The 22,451-nt window shown below is 68.3% G+C and carries 23 protein-coding genes and 1 pseudogene; 13 read left to right on the forward strand and 11 right to left on the reverse strand.

Annotation, left to right across the window (positions count from 1 at the left end):
• Positions 1 to 27: 27 nt before the first annotated feature.
• On the forward strand, positions 28 to 528 hold the full coding sequence (locus ABZW96_RS24040; RefSeq protein WP_355077877.1) for a winged helix-turn-helix domain-containing protein: 501 nt from the start codon (positions 28 to 30) through the stop codon (positions 526 to 528).
• Here ABZW96_RS24040 and ABZW96_RS24045 read toward each other — a convergent pair.
• Positions 496 to 1,098 (reverse strand): carboxymuconolactone decarboxylase family protein, encoded by a 603-nt coding sequence (locus ABZW96_RS24045; RefSeq protein WP_355077878.1) that lies wholly within the window; start codon positions 1,096 to 1,098, stop codon positions 496 to 498. The genes ABZW96_RS24040 and ABZW96_RS24045 overlap by 33 nt on opposite strands.
• Before the next feature lie 250 nt (positions 1,099 to 1,348).
• On the opposite strand from ABZW96_RS24045, the gene ABZW96_RS24050 reads away from it, so the two are divergent.
• From ABZW96_RS24050 to ABZW96_RS24070, 5 genes are all read left to right on the forward strand, one after another.
• Positions 1,349 to 2,974 carry an acyl-CoA synthetase gene (locus tag ABZW96_RS24050; RefSeq protein WP_355077879.1) on the forward strand — a complete coding sequence of 542 codons (1,626 nt, stop codon included), beginning with the start codon at positions 1,349 to 1,351 and terminating at the stop codon, positions 2,972 to 2,974.
• A gap of 176 nt (positions 2,975 to 3,150) precedes the next feature.
• On the forward strand, positions 3,151 to 4,809 hold the full coding sequence (locus ABZW96_RS24055; RefSeq protein WP_355077880.1) for an acyl-CoA synthetase: 1,659 nt from the start codon (positions 3,151 to 3,153) through the stop codon (positions 4,807 to 4,809).
• Between the two features lie 118 nt (positions 4,810 to 4,927).
• Entirely contained in the window at positions 4,928 to 5,491 is a 564-nt protein-coding gene (locus tag ABZW96_RS24060; protein ID WP_355077881.1) for a hypothetical protein, read from the forward strand.
• 299 nt (positions 5,492 to 5,790) lie between these two features.
• Positions 5,791 to 7,260: a PepSY-associated TM helix domain-containing protein gene (locus tag ABZW96_RS24065; RefSeq protein ID WP_355077882.1), complete on the forward strand. Its 1,470-nt coding sequence runs from the start codon at positions 5,791 to 5,793 to the stop codon at positions 7,258 to 7,260.
• A 99-nt stretch (positions 7,261 to 7,359) separates the two neighbouring features.
• Positions 7,360 to 8,109, forward strand: coding sequence for a hypothetical protein (locus ABZW96_RS24070; RefSeq protein WP_355077883.1), 750 nt, complete (start codon positions 7,360 to 7,362; stop codon positions 8,107 to 8,109).
• 25 nt (positions 8,110 to 8,134) lie between these two features.
• Here the strand turns inward: ABZW96_RS24070 and ABZW96_RS24075 are convergent, their stop codons facing one another.
• From ABZW96_RS24075 to ABZW96_RS24090, 4 genes are all read right to left on the reverse strand, one after another.
• Positions 8,135 to 8,569, reverse strand: coding sequence for an arsenate reductase ArsC (locus ABZW96_RS24075; RefSeq protein ID WP_355077884.1), 435 nt, complete (start codon positions 8,567 to 8,569; stop codon positions 8,135 to 8,137).
• Positions 8,570 to 8,578: 9 nt separating this feature from the next.
• Positions 8,579 to 9,307 carry an MIP/aquaporin family protein gene (locus ABZW96_RS24080; RefSeq protein ID WP_355077885.1) on the reverse strand — a complete coding sequence of 243 codons (729 nt, stop codon included), beginning with the start codon at positions 9,305 to 9,307 and terminating at the stop codon, positions 8,579 to 8,581.
• Positions 9,304 to 9,618 (reverse strand): metalloregulator ArsR/SmtB family transcription factor, encoded by a 315-nt coding sequence (locus ABZW96_RS24085; protein ID WP_355077925.1) that lies wholly within the window; start codon positions 9,616 to 9,618, stop codon positions 9,304 to 9,306. The genes ABZW96_RS24080 and ABZW96_RS24085 overlap by 4 nt, the downstream gene beginning before the upstream one ends.
• Before the next feature lie 123 nt (positions 9,619 to 9,741).
• On the reverse strand, positions 9,742 to 10,272 hold the full coding sequence (locus ABZW96_RS24090; RefSeq protein WP_355077886.1) for an ArsI/CadI family heavy metal resistance metalloenzyme: 531 nt from the start codon (positions 10,270 to 10,272) through the stop codon (positions 9,742 to 9,744).
• Between the two features lie 98 nt (positions 10,273 to 10,370).
• Between ABZW96_RS24090 and ABZW96_RS24095 the strand changes: the two genes are divergently transcribed.
• On the forward strand, positions 10,371 to 10,730 hold the full coding sequence (locus tag ABZW96_RS24095; RefSeq protein WP_355077887.1) for an Rv2640c family ArsR-like transcriptional regulator: 360 nt from the start codon (positions 10,371 to 10,373) through the stop codon (positions 10,728 to 10,730).
• Between the two features lie 85 nt (positions 10,731 to 10,815).
• Here the strand turns inward: ABZW96_RS24095 and ABZW96_RS24100 are convergent, their stop codons facing one another.
• Positions 10,816 to 11,490: a hypothetical protein gene (locus ABZW96_RS24100; RefSeq protein WP_355077888.1), complete on the reverse strand. Its 675-nt coding sequence runs from the start codon at positions 11,488 to 11,490 to the stop codon at positions 10,816 to 10,818.
• 521 nt (positions 11,491 to 12,011) lie between these two features.
• Between ABZW96_RS24100 and ABZW96_RS24105 the strand changes: the two genes are divergently transcribed.
• On the forward strand, positions 12,012 to 12,233 hold the full coding sequence (locus ABZW96_RS24105) for a hypothetical protein (RefSeq protein ID WP_355077889.1): 222 nt from the start codon (positions 12,012 to 12,014) through the stop codon (positions 12,231 to 12,233).
• A 136-nt stretch (positions 12,234 to 12,369) separates the two neighbouring features.
• Positions 12,370 to 12,825, forward strand: a pseudogene (locus ABZW96_RS24110) (SRPBCC family protein); the annotation flags it as partial.
• A 226-nt stretch (positions 12,826 to 13,051) separates the two neighbouring features.
• On the opposite strand, the gene ABZW96_RS24115 reads toward ABZW96_RS24110, so the two are convergent.
• From ABZW96_RS24115 to galK, 3 genes are all read right to left on the reverse strand, one after another.
• A complete protein-coding gene (locus ABZW96_RS24115; RefSeq protein ID WP_355077890.1) occupies positions 13,052 to 13,303 on the reverse strand; it encodes a hypothetical protein in 252 nt (83 codons plus the stop codon).
• Between the two features lie 12 nt (positions 13,304 to 13,315).
• On the reverse strand, positions 13,316 to 15,034 hold the full coding sequence (locus tag ABZW96_RS24120) for a sodium:solute symporter family protein (RefSeq protein WP_355077926.1): 1,719 nt from the start codon (positions 15,032 to 15,034) through the stop codon (positions 13,316 to 13,318).
• Positions 15,035 to 15,262: 228 nt separating this feature from the next.
• Positions 15,263 to 16,384, reverse strand: coding sequence for a galactokinase (galK, locus tag ABZW96_RS24125; RefSeq protein WP_355077891.1), 1,122 nt, complete (start codon positions 16,382 to 16,384; stop codon positions 15,263 to 15,265).
• A gap of 163 nt (positions 16,385 to 16,547) precedes the next feature.
• Here galK and ABZW96_RS24130 point away from each other — a divergent pair, with 163 nt between their 5' ends.
• From ABZW96_RS24130 to ABZW96_RS24140, 3 genes are read left to right on the forward strand one after another with little or no spacing between them, the layout of a single operon-like run.
• Positions 16,548 to 17,117 (forward strand): pyruvoyl-dependent arginine decarboxylase, encoded by a 570-nt coding sequence (locus tag ABZW96_RS24130; protein ID WP_355077892.1) that lies wholly within the window; start codon positions 16,548 to 16,550, stop codon positions 17,115 to 17,117.
• A complete protein-coding gene (locus ABZW96_RS24135; RefSeq protein WP_355077893.1) occupies positions 17,114 to 17,680 on the forward strand; it encodes a hypothetical protein in 567 nt (188 codons plus the stop codon). The genes ABZW96_RS24130 and ABZW96_RS24135 overlap by 4 nt, the downstream gene beginning before the upstream one ends.
• Complete coding sequence (locus tag ABZW96_RS24140; protein WP_355077894.1) at positions 17,680 to 19,212, forward strand: GGDEF domain-containing protein; 1,533 nt, start codon at positions 17,680 to 17,682, stop codon at positions 19,210 to 19,212. Before ABZW96_RS24135 ends, ABZW96_RS24140 begins: the two co-directional genes overlap by 1 nt.
• Before the next feature lies 1 nt (position 19,213).
• Here the strand turns inward: ABZW96_RS24140 and ABZW96_RS24145 are convergent, their stop codons facing one another.
• Together ABZW96_RS24145 and ABZW96_RS24150 are read right to left on the reverse strand one after the other, a co-directional pair.
• Positions 19,214 to 19,963: a DUF6319 family protein gene (locus ABZW96_RS24145; protein ID WP_355077895.1), complete on the reverse strand. Its 750-nt coding sequence runs from the start codon at positions 19,961 to 19,963 to the stop codon at positions 19,214 to 19,216.
• Positions 19,964 to 20,247: 284 nt separating this feature from the next.
• The gene (locus ABZW96_RS24150; RefSeq protein WP_355077896.1) at positions 20,248 to 20,868 is read right to left on the reverse strand and encodes a helix-turn-helix domain-containing protein; all 621 of its coding nucleotides are present in this window, start codon (positions 20,866 to 20,868) and stop codon (positions 20,248 to 20,250) included.
• Positions 20,869 to 21,080: 212 nt separating this feature from the next.
• On the opposite strand from ABZW96_RS24150, the gene ABZW96_RS24155 reads away from it, so the two are divergent.
• Positions 21,081 to 22,448: an NAD(P)-binding domain-containing protein gene (locus ABZW96_RS24155; protein ID WP_355077897.1), complete on the forward strand. Its 1,368-nt coding sequence runs from the start codon at positions 21,081 to 21,083 to the stop codon at positions 22,446 to 22,448.
• Positions 22,449 to 22,451 lie beyond the last annotated feature (3 nt).

A 22,451-nucleotide genomic window follows, 5' to 3' on the forward strand; every position in this document is an offset into this window, starting at 1 on the left:
TTATGGAATTCCGTAGCTTTTGGGTTCGTGAGCCTGGAAGACCGAGTCGCCGAGTTGGAACGGCGGCTCAGCGCGCTGGAAGAAAGAATTCGCCCCGAAGATCTCCCGCCGGGCGCCGAGCAGTGGGCGGTGGCTCGTCTGCGGGACGAGTTCGCCGCGGCCGACGAGCCCGACGGCGGCGTGGTCTTCGCCGGGTCGGTCCGTTTGCCCAACGACCAGCAGCGCGAGTGGCAGGCCCGGTTCACCACCGGCGACCTCATCGAGGACGACTGGGCCGAGACGGCGGAATGCCTTGCGGCGCTGGGCAGCCCGGTGCGGCTGCGGCTGCTGCGCGAGATCATGGGCGGGCGGCGAACCGCGGCCGAACTGGCCGGAGTGGACGGTGTCGGCGACTCCGGCCAGATCTATCAGCACTTGCGGCAACTGGCCGCCGTCGGCTGGCTGCACACCGCGGGGCGCGGGCGATTCGAGGTGCCCACCGCCCGGGTGGTGCCCTTACTCGTCGCCCTGGCCAGCGCTCGCCGCTGATTCCGGCGGCACTCCGGCGGCCACGTATCCGGCGGTGGCGAGCATCCCACCGATCTGCTCGTAGGTCGCCCGCTCCTTGGGCGCGACCGTCGCCAGGCCGTCCACATAGCGGTTGAACATGCAGAACGCCGAAGCGATGAGGACCGCGTCGTGGATGTCCTCGTCCTTGGCGCCCGCGGCGCGCGCGTTCTCGACGTCCTCCGCGGTCACCTCGAGTCCCGACCGGCGCACCTTGTCCGCGATGCGCAGCAGCGCACGCAGTTTCGGATCGATCGCGGCGGAGTCCGCGTCTTCGATGACGGCGTCGATCAGCTCGCGACCGCCGTCGACCAGCGCTGCCGCGGTCGCCGCGTGCGACTGGGTGCAGAAGTAGGTCTGGTTACGCGACGACACGTACGCGGCGATGGTTTCGCGCTCCCCCGGCGTCAGCGGGGACGACCCACGCAACAGGGTCTGCGCGAATTCGCTGAGCGCCGTTCCGGTTTCGGGCTTGAAAGCGAACAGGCCGCGGATGCCGGGCAGATCGCCGGGAATGTCGATGAACGGTGCACGGTCCTTCGGATCGGACATTGGCCGCGTCTCCCTTCGAGCGGTCTCGAGACGTTGCGAGGGTAGCGCTACCGGCCGGTAACGGCGGGCGAAAAGACCGAAATCGGACCGGCGACCGCTCTCACCTGCGGTGGCCGCGACCGAACCGAGACGGGTTTGTCCGTTTCTGTTGTGACCTGTCACACTCCGCACTGCTACGGTGTCAAGTCACACGCCGTACCGGTTCGCTAGGTCGAGGACCGACGCGAGGGTTTTGTGGAGGTTGTTCGACATGAATTTGGCCCACACGCTGGAGGCCGTGAAGGCGCTGGGTGTGCTGCGCAGCCGGGGTGTCACCGATCCCCGGAAGCCGCTGGAGACACTGCGGACGATGAAGGAGTCGCGCATCCTCGGCCCGCAGGCCACGCTGATCCGGCACTCCGCGCGCGTGGCGCCGGACGCTCCGGGCATCGTGGACGAGGCGGGCGCCCTGACCTACCGCGAACTGGACGACCGGTCGACGGCCGTCGCGCGCGGCCTGCAAGCGGCGGGCATCTCCGAAGGCCAGGTGATCGGCGTGCTCGCGCGCGACCACCGCGGGCTCATCATCGCCATGGCCGCCGCGGGCAAGCTCGGCGTGCGAGTCGCGTTGATGAACACCGGATTCGCGAAGCCGCAGTTCGCCGAGGTGTGCGCCCGCGAGAAGGTCAAGGCGGTGCTGCACGACAGCGAGTTCCTCGGCCTGCTCGACGCGTTGCCCGCCGACTTGCCGCGCTACATCACCTGGGTCGACGAGGGCGCCACACTCCCCGAGGGTGCGCAGACGCTCGACGACCTGGTGGCCGCCAACTCCGCCGAGCCGCTGCCCGCGCCGAGCAAGCCCGGTGGCTTCATCATCCTGACCAGCGGCACCACCGGCCTGCCGAAGGGCGCTCCGCGCACCAAGGTCACTCCGCTGTCGACGGCGCAGATGGTCGACCGCATCCCGTTCCCGCAGCGCGGCACTCAGGTGATCGTCTCGCCGATCTTCCACAGCACCGGACTGGCCACCTGGCTGGTCGGCGCGGCGCTGGCCAACAAGGTCGTGGTGCGCCGCCGGTTCGACGCCGAGGCCACGCTCGCCCTGGTCGCCGAGCACAAGGCCGACATGCTGGTGGCGGTGCCGACGATGCTGCACCGGATGGTCGAACTCGATCCGGCGATCCGGGCGAAATACGACACGTCCTCGCTGAAGTCGATCGTGCTGGCCGGTTCGGCGCTGTCGCCGGAACTGACGATCAAGGCCACCGAGGCGTTCGGTCCGGTGCTCTACAACCTCTACGGCTCCACCGAGTGCGCCGTGGCGACGGTGGCCAACCCGGAGGATCTCGCCCTCGCGCCCGGCACCGTCGGTCGCGCGCCGATCACCTGCGAGGTTCGGCTCTACGACGACAACGACCAGCGCGTCACCGCCACCAACACCACCGGCCGCATCTTCATCCGCAGCGGCGCTCCGTTCGAGGGCTACACCGACGGCAGGCACAAGCAGATCATCGACGGCTACATGTCCAGCGGCGACGTCGGCCACTTCGACGAGAACGGCCTGCTCATGGTGGACGGCCGCGACGACGACATGATCGTGTCCGGCGGCGAGAACGTCTTCCCGCAGGAGGTGGAGAACCTGCTGCTGGAACGGCCCGACATCTTCGACGTGGCCGTGGTCGGCGTGGACGACGTGGAGTTCGGCAAGCGCCTGCGCGCCTTCGTAGTTCCCGAGCCGGGCTCCTCGCCCGACGGCGAGGAGATCAAGGCGTACGTGAAGAACAACCTGGCGCGCTACAAGGTGCCGCGCGAGGTGGTCTTCCTCGATGACCTGCCGCGGAACGCCACCGGCAAACTGCTGCGCCGCGTGCTGGTCGAGTACGAGGTCAAGGCCTGATGAACAGCGGGCCGGGCCACCGCGCCCGGCCCGTTACCAGCGGGTAGCGTCCGCTGAGATACATGACACAACCGGTTACACAAGCTTGCTAGTGTTAGCACCAGCACTGGGTATCGAAATTGCGGTCCGCACCACCCGGAGGATCACCGGGTGATACCGCCGGAAGGTTGTCGTCGATGTCTCTTTCCCTCCCCGCGTTGGGCGGCGCCGCCCGCAAGGCTGGCGATCTTGCCCTTGGCGTGAACGTGATGGTCAAGCGGCGGCTGTTCAATCCGCTGCGCCCCGACCATGCCGCTCGGTCGGCGTTCAATATCTTGAAGTTCGGCCCGTTCGCGGGTGTCGTCATGCATGCCGCGCAGACGAGGCCGCACGCCGTCGCGATCGTCGACGAGCGCGGGGAGCTGACTTTCGGCGGTCTCAACGAACAGTCCAACGCCTTGGCCCGCGGCTTGCAGAGCAAAGGCATCAATCCCGGTGACGTGGTGGCGATCCTGGCGCGCGACCACCGCGGCATGGTGCTGAGCCTGCTGGCCACCGGCAAGCTCGGCGTGCGCGGCGTGCTGATGAACACCGGGTTCGCCAAGCCGCAGTTCGCCGACGTCGCCGAGCGCGAGAACGTCAAGGCGGTGCTGCACGACAGCGAGTTCATCGACCTGATGAGCGCCATCCCCGCCGCGATCCCGCGCATCCTCACCTGGGTGGACGAGAAGGACAACGCCGATCCGGCGATCCCGACCGTCGATTCGCTGATCAGCGGGCAGTCCGGCGCATCGCTGCCCGCCCCGGCCAAGCCCGGCGGCATCGTCATCCTGACCAGCGGCACCACCGGCACCCCGAAAGGGGCCCCGCGCGACCGGGTCAGCCCGTTCGCCTCGGCTCAGTTCGTCGACCGGGTGCCGCTGCCCGCCAACGGCACCATGATCATGGCGGCGCCGATCTTCCACGGCACCGGCTTGTCCCAGTTCACCCTCGGTCTCGCGCTGGGCAACCGGGTGGTCTTCCAGCAGCGCCGCTTCAATCCCGAGCAGACCTTGGCGAACATCGAGAAGTACCGGGCGGATTCGCTGGTCGTGGTGCCCACCATGCTGCAACGCATCCTGGACCTGGATGCGGACGTGCTGGCGAAGTACGACGTCAGCAGCATCAAGGTGATCTTCGCGGCGGGCTCGGCCATCGCGCCGGACGTGGTGACCCGCACGCTGGACCACTTCGGCGACAGCCTCTACAACCTCTACGGCTCCACCGAGTGCGCCGTCATGACCGTCGCGACGCCCGAGGACCTGCGCAAGGCGCCGACCACCGCAGGCAAGGCTCCGGTCGGCATCCGGATCGTGCTGCTCGACGAGAAGCGCAAGCCGATCACCGAGCCGAACGTGACCGGAACCATCTTCGTGGACAACGGCTTCGCCTTCACCGGCTACACCGACGGTCGCGGCAAGGAGATGGTCGACGGCATGATGTCCAGCGGCGATGTCGGGCACTTCGACGCCGACGGCCTGCTCTACATCGACGGCCGCGACGACGACATGATCGTCTCCGGCGGCGAGAACGTCTTCCCGCTCGAGGTGGAGAACCTCATCGCCGGTCGCGACGACATCTTCGAAGCCGCGGTCGTCGGCGTCGAGGACCGCGAGTTCGGCAAGCGGCTGCGCGCGTTCGTCGTTCCCGGTCCCGATTGCAAGCGCGATCCGCAGGAGATCAAGGACTACGTCAAGGCGAATCTCGCCCGCTACAAGGTGCCGCGCGAGGTGGTCTTCCTCGACGAGTTGCCCCGCAACGCGACCGGCAAGCTGCTACGCAAGCCGCTCATCGAGATGGAGGTCGACGCGGGCTGAGCGGAGCGCGTCCACGGTCTTCCTGGCGGTGCGCCTGCCGCCCGCCATGGAGGCCTGAGTATTTTCGGGGCCTGCTGATGCGGTCGGACGCGTGCAACCGGTCCGCTATCATCAGCGGGTGAGTTACGAGTTCGACCGGTCTGCCGCGGGACGTCGCGGCGCCGTCGCGCGGGTGCGCGGTGGCTCGGCCGGTGCGATCTCGGGGGCCATTTCCGTCGCGGCGCACGGCTGGGCTTCCGGCGGCATGCTGCCGGACACCACCGCGCTGGCCCTGCTCGCCGCCGCGTCCGCCGTGATCGGCGCGCTGGTCGCGGGCCTGGCCCCGCTGCGCGAGACGTCGTCCGGGCTGGTCGCGGCGCTGGTCGCCGGGCAGTTGCTCGGGCACTTCACCATGGGGATCAGCTCGGGACACCTGCATCACGGTGATGCCCAGCTGACCCCAGCCATGCTGGCCGCGCACGTGTGCGCGGCATTCGCGGCGGCCATCGTGATCCGGGGGGCGGAGGCCGCCTACCGGATCGGCACCGCGGTGCTGCGCCAGGTGCTGCCGGTGCGGCACACCCCGCCCGTCGTCGCGGACCGCGCTCCTTTGCGGACGGCCCATCGTGACCGGGTCGTCCTGCGTGTTTTCGCCACCGAGGCGCTGCGCACACGCGCTCCGCCGCTCGCGGTCGTTCTCTGAATTCTTTCCACACCCGGTGCACGCGTGGCGTGAGTATCGCTCATCGTCACGGTCTTTCCTCGTGCAGCGCAGCGTCGCCGCGCACTCTCGTGCCCACTCCTGAGCGTGCCGACGCGACGCCGTTCACCGAATCGCACACCTTCCTTCCGTGCGGTGCCGAGATCGCGCTTCCGTCGAATGGACGCGTCCGCAGGTGATTCCGCGACGGCTGTCCGCGCAGGACGGTCGCCGCGGCGGTCGCGTGCCCACGGCCGTCAGAAAAGGTTGCGTCCCACCCGGGTTCCGCCGTCAGAAACGAAATGATCGTGAGTACAACAGAAACTATTTCCGACGCCGACTTATCGGAGCCGTCGGATTCCTCCGGCCCACGCCGGGCCACCGCACGTAACAGTTTGTACGCGCTGGCCATGCGGCTGCACTTCTACGCGGGAGTGTTCGTCGGGCCGTTCATCCTCATCGCCGCCGTCACCGGCGCGCTCTACGCGATATCGCCGACGCTCGAGTCGATCGCGTCGCGCGACCTGCTGACGGTCACCGCGACCGGAACGCCGAAGCCGCTGTCGGAGCAGGTCGGCGCGGCCGTCGCCACGCGGCCGGATCTCCAGCTCGTCGCCGTCGCCCCGGCGGGGGGCGCCGAAGACACCACCCGGGTGCTGTTCAGCGACCCGTCGCTGGGGGAATCCGAGCGGCGGGCGGTGTTCGTGAACCCGTACACCGCGCAGCCGGTGGGCGATTCCGTCGTATACGGCAGCTCGGGTGCGCTGCCGATGCGCACCTGGATCGATCGGTTGCACCGGGACCTGCACCTCGGCGAACCCGGCCGGCTCTACAGCGAGCTCGCCGCGTCCTGGCTGTGGATCGTCGCGCTGGCCGGGCTGGTCATCTGGGTGCGCCGGGTGCGCAGCCGGCGGGCCCGCAACGGCTGGGGCTGGCTGTTCGCGGCCGATCGGTCGCAGCGCGCGCGAGGCCGCACCCTGAACTGGCACGGTGCGGTCGGAATGTGGGTGCTTCCCCTGGCGCTGCTGCTGTCGGCGACCGGCATGACCTGGTCGACCTACGCGGGTGCGAACGTCACCGAACTGCGTGAGCAGCTCAGCTGGACCACACCCGCGGTCAGCACCGCGCTGCCCGGAACCGCTGCCTCGAGCCATGATTCGGGTTCCGATCACCACGGCGGCGGGCACGCCGACCACGCGCCCGCCGCCCCGGCCGAGCGGATCGCCCAGCTGGATCGGGTCTACGCGACCGCCCGCGCCGAAGGCATCACGCAGTCGGCCGAGATCGCCGTACCGGCCGCGCCGGGCAAGGCGTTCGCGGTGAAGGAACGCCGGATGCCCGGCACCTACACCGTCGACTCCGTGGCCGTCGACGGCGCGACCGGCGCGGTCACCGACCGTCTGCCGTACGCCGACTGGCCGCTGATGGCCAAGCTCACCAACTGGGGCATCCAGTTCCACATGGGGCTGATGTTCGGGTTGCTCAATCAGTTGTTGCTGCTCGCGGCGATGATCGGCCTGATCACCGTGATCGTGCGCGGCTACCTGATGTGGTGGCGCAGGCGGCCGACCCGCGATACGGGGCGGTTCGTGCTGGGCCGCGCCCCGCGACGCGGCGCGTTGCGCAAGACCTCGCTCTGGCTGGTCGTGCCGCTGGTGACCGCCGTGCTGGTGGTCGGCTGGTTCGTCCCGCTGGTCGGGTTGAGCCTGCTCGCCTTCCTCGCGATCGACGTACTGCTCGGCCTCGCCGGACGGATGCGCGCCGCCGCTTAACCACACATTCGCGGGCGAAGGCCCGTCACCCCAACGACCTACCGAAACGTCACGGGTATGGCCGTCGCTTCGCCATGCCTTCGAAACCGAGGATTTCCCATGCAGATCACGAAACTAGCCCTGGCCGCCGCGTTCACCACCGCTGCCGTGAGCATCGCCGCGGGCACGAGTTCCGCCGCCCCCGAGGTCGCTGCGGTGGACAGCGCGTCCGTCGAGGCCACATCCACGGAGGCCGCCGAGGCCGTCGGTTTCACCGCCCACGCCACCGAGACCGCCAGCATCATCAGCATCGATTCCGGCTCGCTTGTGGTCGAGGACCAGGTGCTGAAGGTGAAGGCCGCCGACGGCACCGTCGTCGCGGGCACGCCGTTGACCTTCCTGGTCGACGAGTTCGAATTCCCCATCGCTGCGGAGATTTCCGACCGCACCGCGACGCTGACCCCCCAGTTCGACCTGGCACACGCGGTCTACAAGCCGGTCGCCCTGCCGTTCGAGGACAAGGCGCCGTGGAAGACGGAGTACGACCGTGAGCAGGCGGCCTGGTCCCGGATGACCAGCACCATCTCCATGGGCGCCACCATCGGAACCCTGGTCGGCGGCATCGGCGGCGCGGCGGTGGGCTGCGTGCTCGGCGGCATCGCCGGAGCGACCGTCGCCGCCGCCACCATCGTCGGCATGTTCGGCCCGTTCATTCCGGCCGCCGCCGTCGGCTGCCTCGGCGGCATCGTCGCCGTCGGCGCCCTCGGCACGGTCGCGGGCCAGATCCTGGTGACGGCCCCCGTCGCCATCGGCGCGGCGATCATGTACTTCTCCACGATCAACGCACCCATGCCGGCTCCGCTGAAGTAATCTCCGGCCCGGCATCGAGAGCGTGTCACTCGGTGCCGGGCCCCGCTTCATCCGTTATCCGAAGACCGATTTCGGCGAGCAGGTCGCGGACGTGCCGTTCGATCTCGGTGCGGATCGCGCGGACGGTGGCGCGGTCTTGTCCGGCGGGATCGTCGAGCTTCCAATCGAGATAGCGTTTTCCGGGGTAGTAGGGGCATGCGTCGCCGCAGCCCATGGTGATGACGACGTCGGAGGCTTCGACAGCTTCGGGCGTCAGGATCTTCGGCTTCCGGTCGGTGAGGTCTATGCCGATCTCGTTCATGACTTCGGCGACGACAGGGTTGATCTCGTCGGCGGGGGCCGAGCCTGCGGAGCGGACCTCGACTTCGCCCTGAGCGAGGTGGGCGAGCAGGGCGGCGGCCATTTGGGAGCGTCCGGCGTTGTGGACGCAGACGAACAGCACGCTCGGTATGGCTGGCATCGCGGCCTTTCAGTGAGTGTCGATGGTGTCGCGGGGGATGACGGCCTTGTCGGCGGCGGCGGCGGTGGCCGGGTAGAGGATGGCGACGAGGGCCATGCCGATGAGTGCGCCGAGGAGTTGGGCGGCGAGGTAGCCGGGCACTGAGGCGGGGGCGATTCCGGCGAAGGTGTCGGAGAAGACGCGGCCGATGGTGACGGCGGGGTTGGCGAACGAGGTGGAACTGGTGAACCAGTACGCCGCTCCGATGTAGGCGCCGACCGCTGCCGCCGACAGGGCCGCTCGCCCGCTGCGGGCCAGGCCGAAGACGACGGCGATCAGTCCGGCCGTGGCGACGACTTCCGCGATCACATGGCCGGTGGTAACGCGATGGTGGGTGGAGATCTGCAGCGCGGATCGATCGAACATGATGTTGGCGAGGATCGCTCCGAAGACGGCTCCGGTCGTTTGGGCGGCGATGTAGCCAGGGAGGTCTCGGCCGGAAAGGCCGGTGCCTTGGCGTCGCCCGAGTAGCCAGTCCACCACGGAGACAACGGGATTGAAGTGTGCGCCCGACACCGGCCCGAAGACCAGGATCAGCACCGCGAGTCCGAGAACGGTGGCGGTGGAGTTCTCCAGCAGCTGCACGCCGATGTCATCGGGCGACAGTTGCCGGGCAGCGATGCCGGAGCCGACGACGACGGCGACGAGCAGGGCGGTGCCGAGGAATTCGGCCAGTAGCCGCCGGGCCAGGTCGGTCATCGCGCCGCTTCCGAGACGGTGATGTCGAGCAGGCGGGACAACTGCCGCAGCGCGGCGGGTTCGATGCGGTAGTACACCCACGACCCGCGACGCTCGCTGCTGAGCAGTCCGGCTTCGCGCAACACTTTCAAGTGATGGGAAATGGTCGGCTGGCTGACGTCGAAGCCTTCCGACAGGTCGCAGACGCACGCCTCCCGCCCGGCATGGCCGGCGACCACCGACAGCAGCCGCAAACGGACCGGGTCCGACAGCGCTTTGAAGACGCAGGCCAGCTCGATGGCGGCGTCGGCGGTCAGCGGTTGGCGGATCATCGGCGTGACCTCACACGATGGTGCGGTCACGCCGACGAGCGGTAACTCCTGTTTCGACACAGGTCGATATTGATATATATCGAATCCAGAGGCAAGCGAACACCTGGTGAACGCCGCCCGGGGTCAGCGGCAGCAGGTGGCGCCTGAGTCGATTGCCTCCTTCTTCGCGGCCGAGCCGCAGCACGCACCTTCGGCGGCGGCTTCCTCGGCCGTGCCGCAGCAGGCCTGAACCGCCTCGGCGTCGGAAGGTGTGGCCGCACCGGTGAGTTCGGGTGCCGTACCGAAGGTTTCGCTGTCGGCTAGCACGGTGTAGACCTCCCAGCGTTCGGTGTCCGGCGCGGTGACCCAGACTTTGTCCTGCGTGGCGAAGCAACAGGTGGTGGCGATCTGCTCCTCGGTGAACAACCCGGCTTCCGACAGGCGGGCGATCTCGGCGTGCACCCGGTCGGAGGTTTCGACTTCGACGCCGAGGTGGTTGACGCTGCCGCCGTGGCCGGGGTTCTCGATCAGCACGAGTTTCAGGGGTGGTTCGGTGACGGCGAAGTTGGCGTAGCCGGGCTTGCGCTTGGCGGGTTCGGTGCCGAACAGGGTCGAGTAGAACCGCACGGCTTGGTCGATGTCGTCGACGTTGAGGGCGAGTTGGATGCGGGACATGACTACCTCCACTTGTGTGACATATATCGAAGAACCGGTTCGATGCCGAGTCTGCCACCTTTTCGACATATGTCAACAAAGTCGGTAGAGTCGATCGCATGCCCAAGACGCTGCCCGTGATCGACATGTCCGTCCCGGTCTGCTGCGCGCCGGTCGCGGCCGGGCCGATCGACGACGCCGCCGCGCTGGAGGTGGCGTTGCGGCTCAAAGCGATCGCCGACCCGGCGCGGGTGAAGCTGCTGTCACTGCTGTTGACCAGCACTTCCGACGAGGAGAACGGCGGCGATCTCGCCGCGGCGGTCGGATTGTCGGAGTCGACGGTCAGCCATCACCTCGGCCAGCTCCGTAAAGCCGGGCTGGTGGAATCCGAACGGCGCGGCATGAACACCTTCCACCGCGCCCGCCGGGACGCCTTAGCGGCACTGTGCTTCGTCCTCGACCCCAACTGCTGCCGCTGACCCTGTTCCGAACAACAAGATCAACGGCACATGGTGGAGCGGGTTACTCGCGAAATGCCGCACGCATGCGCCGTTGATCTTGAACCTACTTGGGAAGCGCGGTGACGCATTCGTACATGTGGCCGTCGAAGGAGCCGAGCGGGGCCACGCTCCAGAGCATTCCGGTTTCTTCCATGCTGGGGGTGTAGATTTCGCTGCCCGCGCTGTTGAAGTAGCCGAAGGACGTTCCGGGGAACTTCTTGCCGGAGGAATTCAGGTATTCCGTCATCGAGTCGACGAAGGCGGAGAAGCGCGCGGAGTCGCTGGATTCCTCTTCCGCTACCGCGGCGGCGTTCTGCGACCAGTCGTCGTATTGCTCCATCAGCGAACCGGAGGGCGCGGGTGTGCCGGACGGGAAGGCGATGGCCTCGTAGATTCGGGAGCGGTCGCGGAACCCCGACAACGTCCAATAGATCGACGACGCGTCGCCACGATCGACGCCCGCGTTGTCCGACATGTGGCACACGCCGTACGCATGGACGTCCAGTTTCAAGCCGAGGCGGCTCAGCCAGCCGGGGAGCACGTCTTCGAATTGGCTGAGACACGCCTCGTCGTCGCTGCCGTCCTCTTCCGCCTCGGTGGCAGCCATCAGGCAGGCGAGCTGGTACGCGCCGTAGGCGTCGTCCCGGCCGCCGTTGGAGCCCTGAATGCGCTTCTTCAGTGCCTCGGGATCGCGCCTCTCACTGCGGGTGGGCATGTCGAAGATCTCGACCTTCTTCATTGGAACCCTCCTTCACTCGATCATCCGGCATCTGTTCGTCCTCAACCCTGACCACACGCGGGCCTGCCGTCCTCGCACATTCCGGGTGGTTCTCACGCTCGGGATGTGCGGCGCGTCGGTTCCGGAGACGCTCGGGGCGGGCTGGCTGGGCCGGTGGCGGGAACGGCGGAGCATGGCGACTCGCTGGCGGTCGAGGACCAAATGCCGGAGGTGGAGGCCGCGGTCGCCGAGACCGCCACGCTTCCCGCGCCAGGCGGTAATACCGCTGAAACGATCGCGCGAGCCCTCGATTGTGTTGTGCCAGAAGGATTGTCTGAACCAGGGGGCATCTCGTTGAAGTCGAAGTCCGTACTCGCTGGGACAGTCGTCCTGTGCGTGCTGGCTGCCTGCGGTAACGACAGTCCGATTCGAGCCCCGAGGATCAGAGCAACCCAGGAACCTCCGACACAAAGCTGGCAGTGCCCGGGCTGTAAGACGCGAACAAGGGCTGGCGGATAGAAGTGCGCGAGGAACCGGCCATCTTGCCCCACTCGAAGGCCGTCGCGGTCTGGCGCGGCGAGCGGCTGGACGAAGGCGCTTTCGCCGTGCTGGACGCGACCACCGGGAAGGCTCGCTGGAGCCGACAGCGGTACGCGCGCTGGACGCATTGGCCGCCGACGTCCTCGTCTGAATTGATTCGGGAAGAAAACATGGGCCTGATCGGGCCGGAGACCTGGTCCGACGGCGCTGGGCGGCACGTGTGACGAGGATTCCGCTCTGTTTGCCCCCCAACGACCCGGGTAAGCGACCAATGTCCCGAGTCGCCCCACAAGGGAGCGCTTGTCAACCGAGAGACGCCGACCCGCGAAAGACGCGGATGGGCGAGGAAAGGGGTAGCAAGTGAGCACAATGGCCGCCACGGTGGACGTCGAGGTTCCGGTTCGCACCGCCTACAACCAGTGGACGCAGTTCGAGTCGTTTCCGCAGTTCATGGAGGGTGTCGAAGCGGTACAGCAGATCGATGACCGGCATATGCACTGGCGTGTCCATGTCGGCCCGTCGACGCGGGAGTTCGACGCGACCATCACCGAGCAGCATCCCGACGAACGCATCGCCTGGAAGTCCGACAGCGGACCCAAGCACGCGGGCGTCGTCACGTTCCATCGGCTCGACGACACCCACACCAGGGTGACCACACAGATGGACGTCGACCCCGAAGGGTTCGTGGAGAACGTCGCCGACAAGCTCGGTGTGCTGAAGCACCGGGTGAACAGTGACCTGGAGCGCTTCAAGCACTTCATCGAGCATCAGGGCAGCGAGACCGGTGCGTGGCGCGGCGACATCCCGCGTCCGGACGCCGGCGGCACCGCGACCGAACGCGGCACGGCTCCCCGGCCCGGCGTCGGCGGAACCGGCATGCCGGGCGCAGGCGGAACCGGGACCCCGGGAACGGGCGGAACCGGCAGCCCGGGTGTCGGTGGGACCGGCACACCCGGCACGTGGCCCGGCGGAACCGGTAGCCCGGGCGTCTGACCAGTGCGATGACGACGCCCCCTGGGTCTCCCAGGGGGCGTCGTTCGCGTCAGGCGGAGTCGCGCTCCTCATCGGTGTCCGCCGGACGCGCTTCCGGTGGCACCTGGACCGGGCGCAGCAGCGCCCAGGCCACGAAGGCCACCGCCACCACGCCCATGCCGAGCCCGGCCCACAGGTTCACGTTCACCCCGCCGGTCTTGGCCTGCTCGGCGGCGGTGTCGTGCACCAGGCCGGTGACCACGAGAACGATCGCGTAGCAGCCGAGCAACCCGCCGACGATGGTACGGATATCGAAAAACATTGCGGCGATTCCTTATCCGACGAAGATGTTGAGCGCGATCACGAGCACGAGCGCGATGCCTGCCAGCAGGACCGGGCGCTGGTACCAGGGCAGCGTGTCGGCCTCCGGGTCGGTGCGCACTTCCTTCGGTGTCTCCGAGTAAACCAGCCCGATCAGTTCCGCCGCCGGTTTCGGCTGGGTCACCTGGGTGACCAGAACACTGACGAGGATGTCGACCACGAACGCGACACCGGCGGCGACGAAACTCGCCCCTTGGCCGGACAGCTCGAAGACCTTCGTCTCGTGCAGGATGAAAACGACTATGGCGGAGGCTGTTCCGCAGACCAGACCGGTCCAGCCCGCGGTCGGCGTCATCCGTTTCCAGAACATGCCGAGGATGAACGTGGCGAACAGCGGCGCGTTGAAGAAGCTGAACAAGGTTTGCAGGTAGTCCATCATGTTGCTGAACCCGGAGGCGATGAACGCGGTGAAGATCGCCGCCACGGTCGCGCCGATCGTGGCCAGCCTGCCCACGCCGAGGTAGTAGCCGTCCGCGCGGTCGCGCCGCACGTACTGCTGCCACAGGTCGTAGCTGAACACCGTGTTGAACGCGGAGACGTTGGCCGCCATGCCCGCCATGAACGCCGCGAGCAGGCCTGCCAGCCCCACACCCAGCAGGCCGTTGGGCAGCACGTCCTTCATCAGGTAAAGCAGCGCCTGGTTGTAGGTGGTGTCGCTCTCGAAGTCCGGATTCGCCGTCACCGCCGCCTTGTACTCCGCCATCTGCGGCACCAGCACCGCGCTGATCATGCCGGGGATCACCACGATCAGCGGGATGAACATCTTCGGATACGCGCCGATGATCGGCGTGCGCCGCGCCGCGGAGATGGAGTGCGTCGCCATCGCGCGCTGTACCTCGACGAAGTTCGTGGTCCAGTACCCGAACGACAGCACGAATCCGAGGCCGAACACGATGCCGAGGATCGACAGGAAATCGTTGGAGAATCCGCTGAGCGCGTTACCGGGCCACGATTCCAGCTGCGCCGCGCCGCCCGGCGAGGCGGTCACTTTGTCGCGCAGCCCGTCCCATCCCCCGACCCGGTGCAACCCGACCAGGGTGAGCGGCAGCAACGCGGCGACGATGACGAAGAACTGGAGCACTTCGTTGTAGATCGCCGCGGACAGACCGCCGAGGGTGATGTAGGACAGCACGATCACCGCGGCCACGATCACCGAGACCCACAGCGGCCAGCCCAGCAGCACGTTCACGATCGAGCCGAGCAGGTACAGGTTGACCCCGGCGATGAGGATCTGCGCGACGGCGAAACTCAGCGCGTTCACCAGATGGGCTCCGGTGCCGAAGCGGCGGCGCATGAATTCCGGCACGCTGCGGACCTTGGAGCCGTAGTAGAACGGCATCATCACCACGCCGAGGAACAGCATGGCGGGCACCGCCCCGATCCAGAAGTAGTGGAAGGTCGGGAAGCCGTACTCCGCGCCGTTGGCGGACATGCCCATGATCTCCACCGCGCCGAGGTTGGCGGAGATGAACGCAAGGCCGGTCACCCAGGCCGGTAGCGAGCGCCCGGACAAGAAGAAGTCGATGCTGGATGACACCCGTTGCCTGGCCAGAAGGCCGATGCCGAGCACGAACACGAAATACAGGGCGACCAGCGCGTAGTCGACGGGCTGCGCGTCCAGGCGGAGGGTCTCGGCGGCTTCGAGGTGCGGTGGCGAAGCGGCCGAGTGCAGGCCGGGCACGGCGGCGAGAACGGACGAATCGACGAGCGGCACAGCGTTCCTCCTGGCGGTGAAACCGGGGCGGCGAGCGAGGTCGTTCGTCGTGCGAGAGCCGCGTCGTGCTGGTCCTGCCCGGCGCGCGCGACCTCCTCGTCGCCCGCCGAATGGTGTCGGCAGACACCACTGTGCGCGATCATGCCCAACGGCGTGGCACATTCGCGCACAAATCCGGTCGGTCGCTCAGTCGACCCGGTGGGCTCCAGGGGCGGGGACCACCACGAAAGTGCGCGGATCGGGGAGATCCGCGTCGGCGAAACGCTGCCGCACCGACTCCGCCACCGCCGCGGTGCGGTCCCGGTCGACGAGCGCGATGACGCTGCCGCCGAATCCGCCGCCGACCATCCGCGCGCCGTGCGACCCGGCCGCCAGCGCGGCGTCGACCGCCGCGTCGAGGGCCGGAGTGGACACCTCGAAGTCGTCCCGCAGCGAGACGTGTCCGGCGGTGAGCACCGGGCCGATTCCACGCGGGTCGAGCCCTTCCCGCAATTTTTCGGCAACTGCGACCACTCTGGCGTTCTCCGTCACCACATGCCGGGCGCGCCGACGCAGCACGTCGTCGGCGATCCGGGTGGTGTCCGTCGCCGACGCCACGTCGCGCAAGGTCTCGACGCCGAGTGCCTCGGCCGCCGCAGCGCATTCCGCGCGGCGCTCGGCGTAGCGGCCGTCGGCCAGTTCGTGCGGCTGGCCGGTGTCGACGACAAGGAGTTCCAGCTCGAAAGCGCCGAGATCGAAAGGGATCTGCTCGACGCCGCGCGGCGCGGCGGTGTCGGCGGTGAATGCCCGCACGTCCAGCAGCAGCGCGTGCCCGGCGGTGCACAACATCGCGGCCGATTGGTCGAGCAAGCCGGTCGGCGCGCCGACGTAGTCGTTCTCGGCGGCGCGGGCCATGTCGATCAGCGTGCGATCGGTCAGGCCCGGCGCGAACAGATCACGCAGCGCGATGGCCACCGCGCAGGACAGCGCCGCCGAGGACGACAGGCCCGCGCCGATCGGCACCGCGCCGTCGAGGTCGAGATCCACGCCGGGGATCCGGTGTCCGCGCCGGGTGAACTCGGCGACCACGCCGAGCGGATAGCGCGACCAACCAGGCACCCGCGCCCGCGCGCCTTCGAGGTCGGACACCGCGACGAGCACCGGCTCGCCGGGCCGCTGCCGCGAGCCGACCCGCACCAGCCCGTCCGTGTGCGGCGCCGCCGTACACCGCGCCACCAGCGGCAACGCGATCGGCAGGACGTAGCCGTCGTTGTAGTCGGTGTGCTCACCGATGATGTTGACCCGCCCCGGCGCCACCCATGTCCGCACACTCGCTCCTCGCTGTCCCGGTCGGTGCCAGGGTACGAGACACGCCGCCCGGACATCGTTTTCGGCCCGGTCGGCTGCGGGATCGGCGTTCGTGCCGCAGAGTCGAATTCGACGCAAGTCCGGCCTGCGAAATCTGGCGGCCGCGGCGGATCGGGAGGGCACCATGATTCACGACGCCTCACGCGGCGACCTACGCGCGCGGCCTCGCCCGGATCGGCTGCGGCCGCCGCTGGAGCGGACGTTCCCGGCGCCGCTGACGATCGAGATCGGCGCGGCGACCGGCGCGGGACCGACCGCCATGTCGGCGTTCGACGCGGCGCTGCGCGATCTCGGCGTGGGTGAGGCGAACCTGATCCGGTTGTCGTCGGTCATCCCGCCGCGCGCCACCGTCGAACGGATCGGCCGGGTACGCAAGCCGATACCGTGGGGTGACCGGCTGTACTGCGTCTACGCGGTGCGGCACGCCTGCGAACGCGGCGCGACCGCCGCGGCGGGCATCGGCTGGGCGCTGCGCGACGACGGCTCCGGCGCGGGGTTGTTCGTCGAGCACGAGGCCGACACCAGCGACGAAGTCGACGCCCTGATCCGCGCCAGCCTGGCGGACATGACCCGCCACCGCGGCGACGGCTTCGGCCCCGTCCAGTTGTGCACCGTGGACGCCACCTCCGACGGTGACCCGGCGTGCGCGCTGGTCCTCGCCGCGTATCACACCATTCCGTGGGGCCCGCGATGAGCGAGATCACCGTGACCGTCGAGGCGGCGATTCCGGAGGAACGGATCGCGATGTTCCATCGCCTGTACGAGGAGGCGTTCGGCCCGTTGCGCGCGAAGGCCATCGCACGGCAGGTGCTGCACCCGGAGGAGTTCCGGGAGGAGATGGTGGATCCCCGCGTGCAGAAGTACGTGGCGCACGCCGACGGCGAGCCGATCGGCGTCACCACGCTGACCAGGCATCTGGAGACCGTGCCGTGGATCAGCCCAGACTATTTCGCGGCCCGCTATCCCGAACACGCGGCGCGCGACGCGATCTACTACGCGGGTTTCACCCTTGTTGCGCCAAGTGCCCGCCAAGGGGCGGCGTTCCATGCCATGATCAAATCAGTTGTCCAGATATTGGTTGCCGAGCGCGCTGCGGTCGGTTGGGACATCTGCTCGTACAACAACACTCGGTTCTCGTTCGCCGACAGCATCAGGGCGGTGCTCGACGAACAGGCGAACGTCGAAGTCGCGGTGGAGGATTCACAGATCTATTACGCGGCCCGGTTCACCGGGGATGGAGCGACCAAGGGGGGCTGATGACACCAAGTGAACAGCCACAGACCAGCCGTCCGCGCGGCATCGGATCGGGCTGGTACCCGGTACTTCTGGGGGGAAGCGCGGCCGCGATCGCGGTCCATCTGGCGGTGGACTCGCACGTGGCGGCGTTCGTGACGATGACGATCATCGTCGGCGCGACCCTCGCCATGATCGCGGTCGGCGTGCGCACGCACCGGCCCGCGCACCCGTTGCCGTGGTATCTGCTGTCCGGCTCGGCGGTGCTGTTCGCCACCGGCACCACGCTGCGCGACATCGGCGACCACGCGGTCCATCCGCTCGACGACGCGTTCACTCTGCTGGGTTATCTCGGCGTCGGGCTCGCGGCGCTGATCTGGTTGTGGCCGCGCCAAGTACACGGCGACTACGACCTGCTCCTGGACTCGGCCCTGATCGGGCTCGGCGCGCTGCTCGCCTCCTGGACCTTCCTCATCTCCCCGATCCTGCAATCCACCGCGACCGGGCTGGACGCGCTGTTGGCGGCGACCTACCCGGTACTCGACGCGCTGCTGCTGACCTTGGTGGCGCACTCCATGGCGACCTCAACGCGCGCGGAGACCTCGCTGTGGTTGCTGCACGCCGGACTCGTCGCGGTGCTGCTCGGCGACTTGGGCTACAGCCTGGAGACCGCGGGCGCGACCGTGTTCGGGCGTGAAGTGCTGCTGGCTCCCCTGCTCGCCGCCTACGCCACCGTGGGCGCCGCGGCGCTGCACCCGACCATGACCGCGCTCGGCACGCCACGGCGCATCCACCCACACCACTCCAGGCAGCGCGCCAGCCTCATCGCGATCGCGCTGATCGTGGCCTCACTGGTGCCGGTGGTCGGGTCGAGCCTGCGCCCGCTCGATCGCGTGGTGGTGTCGTCGCTGTTCGGGTTACTGCTGATCGGCATGCTGGTGCGCAGCGAGCGCGCCATCGTGCGCAGCGCCCGCAGCGAGCGGCGCGCGCAGTACCAGGCCGACCACGACGTACTCACCGGATTGCTGAATCGAGCCGCACTGCTGCGCGCGCTGCGGCAGCGCGGCGAACAGTGGGCCGAGCAACCGATCTCGCTGCTGTTCATCGACCTCGACGGCTTCAAGCGGGTCAACGACAGCTACGGGCACGCCGTCGGCGACGAACTCATCTCGACGGCGGCCGGCCGGATCCGGCGAGTCGCGCGCCACGAGGACGTGGTGACCCGCTACGGCGGCGACGAATTCGTCGTGCTCGCCCGGCTCGCCCGGCCGGAGGCCGCCGTGCTGGCCGAACGGCTGCTCGGCGCGTTCGTCCGGCCGTTCGGGCTGAGCGCCGGGGAGATACCGATCACCGCGAGCGTCGGCGTGGCGTGCGTCGGTCCACGCAGCTCGGACACCGACGTGCACGGCCTGCTCCGGGACGCGGACGCGGCCATGTACCACGCGAAGCAGTACTCGCTCGGTTACGCGTTCCACGACGACGTGCGGCACACGCCTCCCGGCACTGAGCGACGGATCTGGCGCACGGCTGCCCGATCCGCCAGTCCCGCGGTCTGACTCAGTCGCTCAGCTCGTTCAGCAGGCGCTTGGCCTCCTCGAGCTCGGCCTGTAACTGCTGCACCTTGGCCTCCTGCACCCCGCGCAACGCGTCCAGGACGCCCGCGACCACCTCGGCGACCTCCGGATGCAGGATCTTCGCCGCCTGCGCCACCGTGGAACCGGCCACCGGAAGACCGCGCAGGGTGCGCTTCTTCCCGCTGACCACGTCGATGGACCACTCGCCGTCGGCGGTGCCGGTGAGCGTCACGGTGACCTCGGGCGCCTTGGCCTTGCGGGCGGCGGCCGCTTTGGCCGGTTTGGGCGCCGCGGCCTGCTTGGCCGCGCTGTCGGCTCGACTCGCTTCCGCGGCCGCCGCGGGCTTCGGGGTGGCCGCGGGCGCGGGTGCGCTCGGCCGCGCGGGCTCGGTCGTGGTGCTCGTCGTGGTCGACGACTGCGTCACAGGGGATTCCTTCCGTGTTGTCGACTTCTGCTGGGCGGTGGCGCCCGCCGCCCCTCGCGGCGGCTTGGTCAAGGTCACCTCGGTGGGAGAGAAGGACAGTACATCCTTCGATCCGGTCGGCCGGACCTGGAGGAAGTCACCGTCGGCAGGGTCGCCGAGCGCGATCACCTTGCCCGAGCGCCCCTCCGGCACGCCGACCGCGGCGGAGGTGAACCACACCATGGGCGGGCTGCCACCGGCTATGTCCGCGGCGATCTGTTGAATCTCGCTGTCCGACAAGGGCTGCGGCTTGGTTCGTGGGGACGACATGGGTAACTCCGAGCGATTTCGTGGTTGGCTGCGTGCACAGATGATGCCGCACGACGCCGACAGATTCGCGGGCCACCGTCGAATAGGGGCGGCGGACGACACCGTTCACGCATCCAGCGAACAGTGGGCAACACATGCCGTCACCCTGCGGACAGCCCCCACAGACCACAACGCTTCGGCGTCCTATGCGAGAAAACCAGTGCTGGAGGCCTTCTCGCACCTCAGCCGACCCGACGTCACCGACTGGCCCGCCCAGGAAGGTCGACTGTGCCGAACAAGCCCGCTCAACTCGCGTCCGTCGGCGCGCGCAGCGCCGGAAACCAGATGTCGGTGAGCACTTCGACGGCTTGCTCCACCGAGACGTCGATGGTGCCCTGCATCGCCCATCGGGTGAAGAACCGCTCCAGTTGCGCGACGAGCAATTCCACGCGCAACCGCGCCTCGTCGCGCCGGTCGGCGGGCCACGCCGCCAGGTAGGCGGTCATCGCGTTGGGCAATGCGAGGATGCCGTCGCGGGCGATCTCGCGAAACTCCGGTTCCAGCGCGGTCGCCTCGTCCCAGGCGGGCAGCAGGTCTTTGTATTGGTGGAACCACTCGATGGCGCGGGTCATCCAACGGGCGAACTCGGCGCGCGAACCGGTCTCCAGCACCCGATCGAGGTCCTGATAGGAGTGCAGCACGGTAGACAGGGTGCCCTGCTGGGCGATCGCGCGCAGGATCTCTTGTTTCCCCGCGAAGTGCAGGTAGAACGTGGCGCGGCTGCAACCGACGGCGGCGACGATGTCGTCCACCCGCACCGCCGCGTAGCCGCGGGTGGCGAACAGCTCCTTGGCGCCCTCCATCAGCCGGACCCTGGTCTGCTGCTTCTGCTCGTCCCGCAGGTTCGCGCTCGCGTTCGTACGCATGGTGAACAGGTACCTCGTATCCGTGAAAAGAGGGACTGACGTGCGGTTGACGCCGCCCGAGTCTACGCGGCAAAGGGAGTGATGGACAGCGCGTCACTCACTAGACACCATGTCTACCGAGTGCTAATTTGTTGCCTACGTCACTCCGGCGCGTGAGCCGCACCGGACGGTTCGGCCGTCACCGACGACGGCCTCCAGCACGAGGACAGTGAATGACGTCAACCGCACTCCCCCGCGTCTGCGTGATCGGGGCGGGTCCCTCCGGGATCACCGCCGCCAAACGCCTGAACGATTACGGCATACCGTTCGACTGCTACGAAGCGTCCGACGAAGTCGGGGGCAACTGGTACTTCAAGAACCCCAACGGCATGTCGGCGTGCTACCAGAGCCTGCACATCGACACGTCCAAGTTCCGCCTGGCCTTCGAGGACTATCCGGCGCCCGACGAGTGGCCGGACTTTCCCCACCATTCGCAGCTGTTCCAGTACTTCCGCGACTACGTCGACCATTTCGGCATCCGCGACCGGATCGTGTTCGGCACCAGGGTGACCGCGGCCGAGCGCGGGACGGACGGCCGCTGGCTGATCAGCACGAGCGACGGGAGCACCAAGGACTACGACGCGCTCATCGTCTGCAACGGGCACCACTGGGATCCCCGCCTTCCGGACTACCCGGGCGAATTCGACGGCACGCTGCTGCACAGCCACGCCTACAACGACCCGTTCGACCCGGTCGACATGCGCGGCAAGCGCGTCGTGGTGGTCGGCATGGGCAACTCGGGCCTGGACATCGCCTCCGAGCTGTCGCAGCGGTTCATCGCGACGAAGCTCTACGTCTCCGCCCGGCGCGGAGTCTGGGTACTGCCGAAGTACGTCAACGGCAAGGTCGGCGACAAACGCTCGATGCCACGGTGGATGCCGCCGAAGCTGGGCCTGAAACTCAAGCAGCGTTTCGTCCGCAAATTCCGCGGCAACATGGAGGACTACGGCCTGCCCAAGCCCGACCACCTGCCCTTCGAGGCGCATCCATCGGCGAGCGAGGAGTTCCTGCACCGCGCGGGCTGCGGCGACGTCACGTTCAAGCCCGCGATCACCGCGCTGGAAGGTTCGCGGGTGCGCTTCGCCGACGGCAGCGCCGAGGAGGTGGACGTGATCGTCTGCGCCACCGGTTACCGCATTTCCTTCCCGTTCTTCTCCGATCCGGAACTGCTGCCCGACAGCGACAATCGCTTCCCGCTGTTCAAGCAGATGGTGAAGCCCGGCATCGACAACCTGTTCTTCCTCGGGCTGGCCCAGCCGCTGCCCACGCTGGTGAACTTCGCCGAGCAGCAGAGCAAGCTGGTCGCCGCCTATCTGACCGGCCGCTACCACCTGCCGCCCGCGGAGGAGATGCGGGCGGCCATGCGGTCCGCGGAGTCGGCCAGGTCGGGGCGCTACTACGACTCGCCCCGGCACACCATCCAGATCGAATTCGAACCGTACGTGCGGGACATGCGGCGGGAGCTGGCGCGCGGCGCGAAACGCGCCACCGCCGCGGGAAACGCGCTGCCGGTTCCCGGCCGCACGCCCGAACACGTGTGAGGC

The sequence above is a fragment of the Nocardia sp. NPDC004168 genome (genome assembly GCF_040610355.1).
GTDB lineage: Bacteria > Actinomycetota > Actinomycetes > Mycobacteriales > Mycobacteriaceae > Nocardia > Nocardia sichangensis.